Here is a 13,097-nt window from a genome sequence, read left to right as displayed (position 1 = left end):
TACTATTACTCTAAAAAAGAATGTGATTGGTATGGAAAAGCAAAATCTATTCAAGTGGAAACATTATCAACCGGATATTATTTTATTAACCGTGAGATGGTACCTACGGTACAACCTCAGTTTTCGTGATTTAGTCGAAATGATGGAAGAACGCGGGCTATCCCTGGCTCATACAACTATCATGCGATGGGTTCATCAATATGGTCTCGAATTAGATAAGCGAGTACGACGTCATCTTAAGTCAACCAATGATTCTTGGCGAGTCGATGAGACGTATGTGAAAGTCAAAGGTCAATGGATGTACCTATATCGTGCTGTTGATTCAAAAGGATATACAATTGATTTTCATTTAAGCAAAACAAGAGATCATAGGGCTGCAAAGCGTTTTTTCAAGAAAGCTTTGCAGTCTTTTCATGTTTCAAAGCCCCGTGTGATTACAGTGGACAAAAACCCGGCCTATCCTATAGCGATTGAAGAGTTGAAGACAGAGAAAAAGATGCCTGTGGGCATCCAAATAAGGCAGGTAAAATACCTTAATAACATTGTAGAGCAAGATCATCGTTTTATTAAAAAGAGAGTTCGTTCAATGCTAGGATTGAAATCTTTTCGTACAGCTAAATCTATTCTTTCAGGAATAGAAGCGATGCATATCATTAAAAAAGGCCAACTTATTTTACGGGACAAGTCTGTCCAAAATGAAGTGAAGTTTATTCATCAACTATTCGGAATGGCTGCATAAGAATAGATTCCATTAGGAATCTATATACCTCTTTCAAATAAATACAATCTTTGCACCAGAACCGCTCTGAGGGATTTATAACCATATCCATTCCCCTTTTCTACAAAATGAAATTTCTATTAAGTTCACTTCCGTATAACTTTTCCAATCTTGTTTACACTATAACTGTAACTTAAAGTTACACATCATTACTTGTAGGGCCTAATTTCTTTTGTACAACAAGTAGTTAGTTAATTGAGCTAGCTGCTTTGTTGTGCCAAATGTAGTTTTTATTAGGTATTTGCACCTCAATGAATAACTCACATATATTATCATGTGTGCCACACTACTCTCTGAGGGCCCAACTTATTGAGAGCACTACTTGAAGGTGCTCTTTTTAGTTTTGTCTGAATAAATCCCCAATTTCTGTCCATACTTTGAATACGCCAATCTGTAACAATTGATTTTCCTCCAAAATGGGGCAGTTAGCTTTTGCTGACTGCTCTTTTGTTTGAAATTAAAATAGCATTTTTGTTCCAAATGATACCCTCATTCATTTGGACACATTTACCAGTATTTTTACCAAAAAATTCATGATATTGTTAATTAGTCGAGTACGTCATTACTTGACGATTACCCTTAGGAGCCCCGCAGACAATCGGGGTTTCTTTTATTTAAATAACGATTTTGTTTAAACTTTACAAAACTCACCTGTACTAAAATATCTTCTAAAATTCCCATTGAACATTTATAATACTTTTAAACGGTTTAAATTCTACACTCAGTAATGGAGGCATTTTAATGGGAAACATCCCCAAAATATCATCACAACAATCAAATCCTAAGATACCCTCACAGCAAGTGAATCCTAATACGAATCAAGTTAATGATAAAAAAACAAGACGCCGTATTATAGCCACTTTAGCTTTTATATTACCTATGATTTTTGTCCTTCAATATTCCCTTAATAAGCAACAAGAAATGATTAAAGAAAAACAAATCATGCTTAATAAGGAGCAACAAAAATTATCTTCTTTAAAGAAGGATGGACATTCCCTTGAGAAAGATGTTAAAGCTTTAACAGGTAGCGATGAAGACATTTTAAAATTAGCAAGGAAACTGTATGGATTTTCCAAACCGAATGAAACTATATTTCAAATAACTGAATAAAATTGCACTACATTACCCAAAAGGCGATTTGACGATAATCGCCTTTTTATATTTAATTTCTAAAGGAATCATACTAATCTCCCTTTCTACCAAATAACTATTTTGTTCGCATTAGTCCAAGACATGAATATACTGTGGTATACGATATGCGATAGCATTTACACGGCCCTCTTAAAGGGCTTTTTTTATTTTTATTCGGTATCAAATAACGCTTTTGTTATAAATCACCCGTAATTAATACGTAACTTGTCTTATATCTGAATTCACTTTCTATGAGCCGTGACCTGTTAATAAAAACAAGCATCTAATAAAGTAGGTGATTCTTATATTTCGATAAATACTATTTAATAAATGAAAGGATGTTGTATATGTGTTGTTGTCCAGACCCTCAGTTTGTATCTGTTTCTACATGTAATACTTTCACCACAACAGGAGGTGATGTAGTTGGTGGAGCTCCAGTCCTTTCTGGTTATGTGGTGCTACCCCATCGCTATCAAGCTAAGCTCATACAACGTCAATTATAGTAGAGGTTGTTTCTTTTTTCTAAAGGGCAAGTGTAGGTAATTTGAAAATTTGCATACGAAATAAACCCTAACGGGTTTCGCTTTTTTGAATTAAGCGGCTTGATTATCAGACAAGGTACAATTGTAAACGACACCTAATATATCAAAGACCGTTTTTTTCTCATATCGATGAGATTTCCGTCCGTTTTGCTGTAGGAGGTTGAACAGGCGAAGTAAAACCTTTGATAGCTCTTGGGTGTCTTTCTGTATAGCTTGGAAAAGAAGAAGAAAATAATCTTTAATCATATATATGGCCTTATACTCACTCAATTCTCGTTTCTTTTTCATAAGAAGTAATTGCCGCATTTGAAACATGATAGAAGAACAGAGTAGAATGGCAATCAATTGTCCATACAAATGGCACTCCCATCTTTCTCGTTTTATCTTTTTACACTGATGAATTTGAAAGAATGACTTCCACGTTTTAAATAAAATTTCGATTTGCCAACGTAAAGAATACCAATCATGTACTTGTTCCATCGGGACAGTATCTGTGGGGGTGTTTGTCATATATACATTGATACCACTGAGTCGTTTACTACGAGGAGAATACTTCATTCCTTTCTTTTTTTCTCTTACAATTTGATCTTGTAATCGTTTTTGTTGTTGTTCTTTTGTTAGCCGATGAACAATCACACGAGTTGGTACTTTATCAGTCATTCCTACATAAGCGTCGGATACTTCACATGTTTGTCCTGGTTGAAGAGAGTTCATTAAGACCTCCATATCTATCTGTATATACTCTGTACCCTTCTTGATTCTTCCATCTTGAAAATAATCAGGGGTGGAATTTTTTGATAAATACGTGTATTTGATTTAATACGAGAGATATAGTAAGCCTTTTTATCTTGTATATGTTGAAGATCTTTCAAGTGAAAATAACCTAAATCTCGGATACATAAATCATTCGCTGTCACAGTTGGGGCACACAGAGAGCCGTAAGTGCGATCATGTTGTTTACCTGGACCTGTATGAATATGAAGGAACTGTCCACTTAAAAAATCATACTCAAGTTGAATTTTTATCCCAGCTGTATGGCTGCAGCCTCCTGCACCTGGATAAACCGTTGAAAATACATCCGGGAGTTGAAATGCAGTTGAATCTAAAATACGAATACGTTTGAAAACGGAAGTGTATGGAGCAGAAATCGGCATAGATGCGGCCAATTTTTTGCTTAGTAGTTCGGCTAGTAGGTGTTGTAAAAGTTGGACGGCCTCCTTATTAAATCGTTGATTCAGTCCTTCAGGACTGATGAGTACTGCTGTTGATGCTTCTAAACAGCTAGATAACTGAGTTAAAGAAGTCATAGCTACATTTTGGCTCACCCATACACATAAAGCTATTAAATCTTTTGCTTGGTACTTACTGGTTCGTTGTACAAAACCAACATCTCTAGCAAGATCCCGTAAGGTATTTGGAGATAAAAAACTTTGAATCTCTTGAGCAAATAGTTGTAATTCGTCAGACACAGAAACAGACATAAAAAACGCCATCCTTTCCTATGATTCTACAGAAAGAATAGCGTATTTTTTAATATTTAAACACAAATTCATCTCATCTTGATAGCAATGATGTACTATTCTATCAATATTTAATAAATTAAAAGGAATCATACAGATTTTTTGAAGGTTTTTTTCGTTCACATAGTTTTTACTAACAGAAATATATAATTTGTTTAAGAAAACATCATTCTTTTTACTACTCAGTAAGATTTTTCATAAATAAGGCTGTCCATAACGCAGGCATACCAAATACTTCATTTGATTGTTTAATTCCCTTCATTCTACGTATTTCTATTTCAGAGAAGTCTTTAAAGATGATTCTTAACTTTTCATCTGTAAAGCCTAGTCCTCCTTTAAGACTCCGTAGTCTGTATACTTCCCAATCTGTTATGTCTGCTCCACCTAATTCTCCACCTTGAACAAAACAAGTGATTGCAAAATAACCACCTGGTTTTAAAGCTTTTTTTACTAAGTTTATGTAACTCATTCTCCTGTGTGGGGCAATATGATGAAAACATCCTGAATCATACACAATATCGTATGTGCCTTCTTCAATTTGTAAATCAAAGATATTGTCATGAATAAAATTCACATTTACATTTTTTTCTTTTGCTCGTTCTGTTGCCCAGTGAATTGATTCCTTTGATAAATCTACCGCATCAACTAAGCATCCGTTTTCAGCAAAGTAAATTGCATTCCTGCCTGGACCGCATCCAAGCTCAAGAACTTTTCCTGAATTAAGTAATTTTTTTTCAAAATAACTAACTAAGTTCTCATCCGGTTTATTGGTGAAAAAGGGAATCTCCTTTTCACGATTGGAATAAAAATCATCCCAAAATTGAGTTGGTTCGCGCAATAATGAGTCTAACATATTCAATAAATCTTCATAACTACTAATTGTTTCTTTCACATTAACCCCTTCTTTCCACTTGAATCTTACATTCTAATTTTACTAATAATTAGAATGATTCATGTTTCATCGGAGTTAAAAACACTTTAAATTCAAACAAGTTGAAACTCCCTGTGTATTCTTATTTATGCTAATTTAAGATGCATAAAGGTATCTATTTTTCGTGTTATATTGCTTTAAAAGGATTTACCTTACTCTTTCTCAAAATCCAATCAAACAACCAGAAATGCCCTTAGAATCGAAATCCATTTTTCAATTTTCGGAATAATCATTACAATTGTTGCGGTAATATTACAAATAGAGTATCCATGCATTCTCATTAAATAAAAATGAGCCTTACTAATATAAAAAATACAAAATTTTCGTTTTGGGGTATTTGCTTTTCTTAGCTTGATAGCGATGGGGTACCGCCAGCATTTTGGAAAAAAACCACGCTAAGCAAAAAATAAAATAAGCCATCCATTTGGACAGCTCATTTACATAATTCTCGTTATCGGTAGTTAATTAAATAAATTATGATAGATCCCATCACAATATCACCGCCTATAGTTAGGGGAGCAGCTTATCGTTATTCATATTTCTCTGACTGTATTCTTTATTTATCAGAGTCTTTTAATATAGTCCTTTCTTTAGGAGGGAAGAATCAAGCTAGCCACAACTCCTGCATGGTCAGAAGGCCATAGTGCCGTTGGTGTACGATCATCTTGCTCTTCTCCTACAACGTCCACTTTTTCAACTTTGAAATCGCCTCGAAAGAGAATTAAGTCTATTCTAACAAATAGTTGCGAGATCAAATTTAATACATCAGCATCTTGGCAACATGTTAATCCATTGTCTTTTCCTGCGATAGTCCATGTATCTTTAAATCCAGCATTTATCAAAAGGTTGTAAGATGGACCACTGCCGTCAGAATTTGAGTTGAAATCCCCTATGAATACTAGGGGAAGATCAGTCGCTCCCGGGCCAGTTAAAAGTTCGCGAGCTTGAGCGAGTTGTATTGGAAGTGTTTGGGGGATTTCAGGTATAACGGGTTGTAAATGAGTATTTACGAGTCTAAATTTCTTTCCGGATATTTTGACATCAACAGATATAAAACCAAACAGGAGTTTTTCAACATTACCGCCAACTGGAACGGGAAGAAAAGCTTCAAAAATCTTTGTTTGTATATTTGAGAAATTAAGTCCTGAATTTTTTCGCACCAAAATCGCATCTCGATCTACAAATCGAACGTTGAAGCCGGTGCTACTAGGTAACGTAACATCCGTAGTGTCTAATATTGCTAAAACTTCATAATGCAATCCTCTTTTTTCTAACTCCTTGAGAAGGATCGAAACAAAATCATACTCTACTGCTACTTCAGAATTTTGAGGTAACAAAAGTTGCCATATTACTGCTTCTTGAAGACCTATTATATCTGGTTTTTTTCTTGCAATTTGATCAGCAATAGCCCCTGCTCGTACCGGAAAATTTGTTGCTTGAAACAGTCTAAAGACCTCAGTAACACGTTGTGGGATTTGCTCTGGAGTGGTTCCTACTAAAGGCGATAAGATAGTTCCAAAATAGATGTTCCATGTCATGATCGTTAGTGGTCCTTGGGGTTCTGGGATCGGAGGGACAGCAGGTGGAAAAGCAGGAAAAATTCTATGACAGCATCTTTGTTTTGAAAAATATGAGTTCAAAACAATTCATCTCCTTTTTTTCGAAATTTAATATAATTATCTATATTCGAATCTAGTACTTTGGCTTGTATGCTTGTTTACGCTCATCTAATAAAATTCATGATGTATATCTTATACATGATCGGTTAACATAACGTATCATTATCAGCAGTCCATGTATCTCAAAATCTATAAAAAAAATCCCTTTAGATCTTCCTTCTAAAGGGATTTTTCGTTCACATAATCTCTATTATCAATAATTTTTATTTATCTACTTTAAAATACTCTGGATGTTCTGCTTTCATAGATAAAATGTTACCACACTCCGTGCAAACATCAGCAATCACACTTGAAAATTGATTAAAAAGGTTATTCGTACTAATAAGTCTTAAACATGCTTGGACATCTAATGAATCTTGCCTGATTTCTCTAAAACCACAATTAGGACATTTCTTATTCATTTTCAATTCCTTCTTCCTAAGATTTAGTTCACATAAAATCCGATTATCAGTAGTATCCAAAAAAGTTCAGGGTTCTCATATGACTCTAAGCTTTACTTTTATATTCATTTTTCTATATTTTTTAGAGGTGGCGAAAAATAATTAATCAAATTTCAAAAAATTATTTCCAAAACTCATACCATTTCTTATCTTTACTTGCTGCAATCATCTTCTTAACTTCCTGGACTTCCCTTATTGTTTGCATGAGCATTTCATCACGGCCCTGGTTCTTTTCCATGTCTTCGCTAGTATTCGTCGCTATAAGTGCCTGGGATTCCTGTATCGTTTGTATAGCGCTTAATAACTCTGATTCTCTTTGTATGAATCGCTGGTCTTGCTCAGTTAGTCGTTTGGTTAATTCTTGGAGCAAATCATTTTGTTTTTCAATGACTCCTTTTTGATCTTGAATCATCGTCTGTAGCGTTGTAGCGTTGAAATCCGGTTCTTCATAGCGCTCAACTTCATGTCGATCCAATGGCAACACCTCAACACCTTGATGCCATGATACAATTTGCTTTGTGGCATTTTCTAGTGTCATATCTGTATCGTTCTTTAGGTTTATAACCTTACGGAATACCATTACATCACTTTCTCTTTACTTCCTATGCCCACGCTCGTTTTTTATGAAGGTGTAACCCTCTTTTTCTAACACGTCTGCATACTTACGTAACGTAGATGATTGGATACTTAATTGCTCCACCACGTCACTAGGACTATAAAACGTCTTCATAGCGTTTCACCTCAAAAATATATTCGCTATAGCAATGATATACCCTTTTTCCTAATAATTCACGTATCACTTGTTTTCATCTATACAAGATTTTATACAAATTTTTGTACTAATACAGGACATTCGTAAGCCGGAAAAACCCTAATATATCTACAATGTATAAAATCATGCATAGAATAATACAAAAAGAAAACGCACAAACCCAATTGTATTAAAGGTTTGTGCGTTTTCTTTGCTACCGATAATTTTATGTTATGTAAACCTTACATGTATATGATATACACCCAGAAATTTAATTGAACAAACGCGGGCAAAGATACAAGCGAAAAAAGTCCGATTCCATATAGTTGTAGTATATTTTAGAAGAAAGGAGTTGGATTCTTTTTGTCATCCAAGAACCGAAAATGCTTCGACCCTCGTATATTTCCTTGCGCATTTCCGATACTAGAACCTCCAAGCCCTCTTGGGCCAGAAAATATATGTTTTCAAGACCTAAAGACCAAACTTCAGCGATTACAAGGAAAGATTATTTCAGTCATGATTTCAGGATGTTGTGATATTCTCCAAGGTCGTATTTCCCGCGTCGATGACGGAAGTTTGATTCTCATTGGTGAATTTGGAACACGTATTATCCCAATCTGTAATATCAGTTCAATCGATCCTTGTCAGGTATTAGCTTATGTACCCAATACTGGTATTTTTGAAGACCAGGGTAATACAGTATCAGTCATCGATACGGCAACTGATACTGTGATTGCCACCATTACAGTAGGAAATGCACCTAATGGAGTAGCAATTACTCCAAATGGAACAAGAGTTTATGTGGCAAATTTGGGTGCTGATACCGTATCAGTCATCGATACAGCCACCAATACGGTTATCGATACCGTACCAGTTGGGAATGGACCTATTTCAGTGGCGATTACTCCAAACGGAACATTGGCTTATATTACGAATCTGTTCGATGATACCATCTCAGTCATCAATATAGAAAGCAACATGGTGACTACCACTATTACAGATGAAGTGGGGAATTCCCCTTTCGGAATAGCGATCGGTAATACACCCACTGGAACAAGAGCTTATGTAGCAAATACGGAAGATAATACCGTATCAGTCATCGATGTGAATCCGAATTCTCTAACATTCAATACCGTCATCGATACCATTACAGTGGAGAATTCACCTATTGATGTAGCGATTACTCCTGACGGAACAAGTGTTTATGTGACGAATGCAGACAGCAGTTCCGTATCAGTCATCGATACGGCAACCAATACAGTTACTACAATAGCAGTGGGAATTGGACCTGCTGGAGTAGGAGCTGGAAAAACACTCGTAGGAACAAGGGGTTATGTTACAAATTCAGGTGATAATACTATCTCAGTCATTGATGCAGACCCGAACTCTCCAACATTTAATACTATCATCGATACCATTACAAAAGGAACAGGGAATTCCCCTAGTGATGCAGAGGTTACTCCTGATGGAAGGAAAGTTTATGTACCGAATAACCTAAGTAATAACGTTTCAGTCATTGATACAACCACCAATACGATCAGCGCTTCAATACCCGTCGGGAATGTACCTAACACATTAGCGATCGGACGGGTTTGTAGCATAATATGATCCGTTCGATGCAAAAGGTATCGTTCGCAACCCCGTAGGAGACAATCCTTTTGGTATTGCCATCATACCCGATATTATCCGCACCTATATAGCGAATTTCGAAAACTGCACAATTTCCGTAATCACTACCGCTACCAACACGGTTACCAGTTCCCTGATTTTAGTCGGGGATTGTCCTACAAGGATCACCCCGATCACACCTTAAATGAAGTTGATGTCGATAAGAAATATCAATCAGATAAGGAGGATCCCATTGAAAAAAGAAGACTTCATCACATTGGTCCAAAAAGAATTAGAGGAACATCCACAAGCAACAAGTATCGATATCTCAAAAAAAAAACAAATCCCCTTCAAGATCGTTGAAATAATTAGAATAAAGCTAGCAAAAAAATTATGAAGTGGCATTTAAAATACAAACGAGATTCTTTCAGAAGAACAAAGCAAACATAAGTGTTGTTATGTTAACCTCACATGAATAAGATATACATTAGAAACTTATTGTATATAGAAGAAAATAAATATCAACCATACAAAGACATTCCGCTTTTAAATTTGTAAACTTAAAGATACATTGACTTCTGATCACGAGAATTATGTGAACACGAAAGTCCCCCAGTTAAAAAATCTGGAGGACTTTTAATAGTCTTCTAAATACATTAAATCCCGATAATAGGACGTTATGTTAACCTTACATGTATAGAACATACATTTTTTTAAAAAGTAAAGACATTGGTACAAGAAACAGCTCCTTTTTTACATTTAATATACTAAATGCAAAAAAGGAGCTTGATTATTCATGTCATCAAAAAATAGAAACTGTTTCAATCCTTGTGAATTTCCTTATTCATTATTTCCTCGTGCATTTCCTTGTGAATTTCCAGAGCCTATAAAACCAATAGACCCTACCAAATTTGATTATATCGTGATCGGTGCCGGAACTGCTGGAGGGGTAATTGCCAAAGAATTAACGGATGACAAAAATACTTCTGTACTAGTGCTGGAAGCAGGAACAAATATGACGAATGAGCTAAGTAACCCTAGCGTTCTTGCTGCCATTAATACAACCCGCGGTAACAGGTTTAGCTTTAATGTTACTTCTGAACTAGAGTCAACTATTGCACGTACACTTATTGCAACAAATGGTCGCGCCATAGGGGGAAGCTCAGAAATTAGTGACATGTACGCTGTACGTGGGAGTAAAGAGTTGTATAACCAGTGGGCAAGTCTTGTTGGTAATCAATGGAGTTACGACAAGATTAGCTCCTTATTTGTAAAAAATGAAACCTATACAGGATCGACACAAGACCCTGATGAACGAGGATCACAAGGGCCAATCTTTATTAGGCAACAGAGTATTCCCCCTAATGGATTGATCAATACGTTAGTTCAAGCAACAAACACTGTATTGGGAACGCCGATTGCTGTGGACTATAATACCGGCATAAGGGATTGTACATTTTATAAAACGCAAATTATTCAAAAAGAGGTTAGCCCCGGTCAATTTGTCCGATCCTCAACGGCAACAGGTTATTTAAATGACCATATTGTCAGTCAAGGAAACCAGTTCCATCCAGATGAATTTGGAGTTGGTGGAAGAAAGTTGGTTATTTTAGCTAAAACAACCGTTAACAAAATCTTATTTAAGAAAAAAAATGGACTGAACATTGCGGTTGGTGTTGAATTTGTCAAGGATGGAGTTTCACATAGAAGGTTTGCAAGAAAAGGCATTATCGTCTCTGCAGGATTTTTTTCCTCAGTCATTCTACAACGTTCAGGAATCGGTAAATCGGATGATTTGGCTAAAGCAGGTATACCAACATTGATAGAGAGTCCAAATGTGGGTCACAATCTTCAAACTCAGGGTTATGTTGGATTGGGGGTTGAGATAGATACCTCCCAAATTCTCCCCATATTTTTTGCTGATCCCAACTTTCCACTTATCCTAGGTTCTTTCCAAGCAGAGAATCCAATGAATCTACTAGAAAGTCGTCGTCTCCAACTGATAGGGGTTCCTCTCCCATTTTTTATCCCTGCTCCAGATGTGATCAGCAATGGTTGGAGTTTAGATTTAACTTTCCAAACCACTCCAAGTATCATGAGTTTTGGTATTGTAGACGTGAATACAAAAAGCAGGGGTACAGTGCTAGTGGAACATAGCGATCCAGAGGCTTATCCATCTCTTAACTTCAATCCGTTGGAAGATCCCAATGACCTAACGTATATGGTCGATCAATATAAGAGAATTTATAATATTATTGTAGAGGCTAGAGATCCACTGAAATACCCAAATAACGGAATCGGGAAAGTTGTATATCCTCCCGAGAGTATATTCCAGCTACCTGACAATGATCCCAACAAACAACAGCAGCTTGAGAATTATGTCAAAGCCTCTTACACGAACTTCTCTTTAGGCGGGCAGTGTCGGATGGGACAGACGATTCAAGAAGGGGCTGTCGATGGATTCCTCAATGTGTTTGGTACCAAAAATCTTAAGGTTGCCGATCTGTCCATTTCGCCTATTATTCCAGATGGTCAGCCGTCCGCCGCTGCTCAGATGATAGGACTAAATGCGGTACGGTTTATAAAAGAGGATCCCTCTCCATATGTAATGACAGATAAGGAACTTCAAGATTATGAAAATGAGATTAAAAAAACATAAATTAAATATTTATTCATTGGTTTTATTCTTATTTTTTGATCTAAGGATTGCTTTTTGGCTAGAATGCTGGTTTGCTATGCGGGGACGAACCCCATCGCTATCAAACTAATAAAAAGAAATATCCTCAAAATGAAAAAAATACGTTATTCTTTCTGTAGAATCATAGGAAAGGATGGCGTTTTTTGTATGTCTATTTCTGTAGCTAACGAACTACAACTATTTTCACAGGAGATTCAGAGTCTTTTATCCCCAAATACCTTACAGAATCTAGCTAGAGATGTTGGGTTTGTACAGCGAACAAGTAAGTATCAAACACAAGATTTAGTAGCTTTATGCGTATGGGTAAGCCAAAGTGTAGCAAAAACTTCCTTAACCCAGTTATGTAGTTGTTTAGAAGCATCAACAGAAGTGCTCATAAGTCCTGAAGGACTAAATCAAAGATTTAACGCCGCAGCCGCGCAGTTTCTACAACAAGTATTAGCTAAACTTCTGAACCGAAAATTATCTTCATCTAGGTTGTTTTCTTCTCCCTATACTTCTATTTTTAAGAGTATTCGTATCTTAGATTCAACTGCATTTCAACTCCCGGATGTATTTTCATCGGTTTATCCAGGTGCAGGAGGATGCAGCCATACAGCTGGGATGAAAATTCAACTTGAGTATGATTTGTTAAGTGGGCAGTTCCTACATATTCATGCAGGTCCAGGTAAACAACATGATCGCACTTACGGCTCTCTGTGTGCCCCAACTGTGACAGCGAATGATTTATGTATCCGTGATTTAGGTTATTTTCATTTGAAAGATCTTCAACATATACAAGATAAAAAGGCTTACTATATCTCTCGTATTAAATCAAATACACGTATTTATCAAAAAAATCCCACCCCTGATTATTTTCAAGATGGAAGAATCAAGAAAGGTACAGAGTATATACAGATAGATATGGAGGTCTTAATGAACTCTCTTCAACCAGGACAAACATGTGAAATATCCGACGCTTATGTAGGAATGACTGATAAAGTTCCTACTCGTGTGATTGTTCATCGGCTAACAAAAGA

General features: G+C 36.1%; 9 protein-coding genes and 2 pseudogenes. 6 read left to right on the top strand and 5 right to left on the bottom strand.

The window, feature by feature from the left end; translation table 11 throughout:
- The first annotated feature begins 31 nt into the window (after nt 1-31).
- Both V7038_RS10415 and V7038_RS10410 read left to right on the top strand, forming a co-directional pair.
- On the top strand, nt 32-739 hold the full coding sequence (locus V7038_RS10415) for an IS6 family transposase (RefSeq protein ID WP_335470100.1): 708 nt from the start codon (nt 32-34) through the stop codon (nt 737-739).
- 780 nt (nt 740-1,519) lie between these two features.
- Nucleotides 1,520-1,888, top strand: a complete 369-nt coding sequence (locus V7038_RS10410) for an FtsB family cell division protein (protein WP_335470097.1) — start codon at nt 1,520-1,522, stop codon at nt 1,886-1,888.
- A 614-nt stretch (nt 1,889-2,502) separates the two neighbouring features.
- On the opposite strand, the pseudogene V7038_RS10405 reads toward V7038_RS10410, so the two are convergent.
- The 5 genes and pseudogenes from V7038_RS10405 to V7038_RS10385 all read right to left on the bottom strand — a co-directional run bounded on the left by V7038_RS10405 (nt 2,503) and on the right by V7038_RS10385 (nt 7,751).
- A pseudogene (locus V7038_RS10405) lies at nt 2,503-3,932 on the bottom strand (IS4 family transposase).
- A 217-nt stretch (nt 3,933-4,149) separates the two neighbouring features.
- Entirely contained in the window at nt 4,150-4,863 is a 714-nt protein-coding gene (locus tag V7038_RS10400) for a class I SAM-dependent methyltransferase (protein WP_283747542.1), read from the bottom strand.
- Between the two features lie 629 nt (nt 4,864-5,492).
- Complete coding sequence (locus V7038_RS10395) at nt 5,493-6,542, bottom strand: endonuclease/exonuclease/phosphatase family protein (protein WP_335470094.1); 1,050 nt, start codon at nt 6,540-6,542, stop codon at nt 5,493-5,495.
- A gap of 242 nt (nt 6,543-6,784) precedes the next feature.
- On the bottom strand, nt 6,785-6,982 hold the full coding sequence (locus V7038_RS10390) for a hypothetical protein (RefSeq protein ID WP_002069099.1): 198 nt from the start codon (nt 6,980-6,982) through the stop codon (nt 6,785-6,787).
- Nucleotides 6,983-7,142: 160 nt separating this feature from the next.
- Nucleotides 7,143-7,751: pseudogene (locus tag V7038_RS10385) on the bottom strand (DUF3967 domain-containing protein).
- 537 nt (nt 7,752-8,288) lie between these two features.
- Here V7038_RS10385 and V7038_RS10380 point away from each other — a divergent pair.
- The 4 genes from V7038_RS10380 to V7038_RS10365 all read left to right on the top strand — a co-directional run.
- Nucleotides 8,289-9,380, top strand: a complete 1,092-nt coding sequence (locus V7038_RS10380) for a beta-propeller fold lactonase family protein (protein WP_335470091.1) — start codon at nt 8,289-8,291, stop codon at nt 9,378-9,380.
- 253 nt (nt 9,381-9,633) lie between these two features.
- Nucleotides 9,634-9,777, top strand: coding sequence for a hypothetical protein (locus tag V7038_RS10375; protein ID WP_199710127.1), 144 nt, complete (start codon nt 9,634-9,636; stop codon nt 9,775-9,777).
- A 399-nt stretch (nt 9,778-10,176) separates the two neighbouring features.
- Nucleotides 10,177-12,039 carry a GMC family oxidoreductase gene (locus V7038_RS10370; RefSeq protein WP_335470088.1) on the top strand — a complete coding sequence of 621 codons (1,863 nt, stop codon included), beginning with the start codon at nt 10,177-10,179 and terminating at the stop codon, nt 12,037-12,039.
- A 186-nt stretch (nt 12,040-12,225) separates the two neighbouring features.
- A partial coding sequence (locus V7038_RS10365; protein ID WP_335470085.1) for an IS4 family transposase occupies nt 12,226-13,097 on the top strand: 872 nt, incomplete at its 3' end.

The sequence above is a fragment of the Bacillus sp. JJ783 genome (assembly GCF_036963225.1).
GTDB lineage: Bacteria > Bacillota > Bacilli > Bacillales > Bacillaceae_G > Bacillus_A > Bacillus_A cereus_U.
This window is presented reverse-complemented; position numbering and strand designations above follow the sequence as displayed.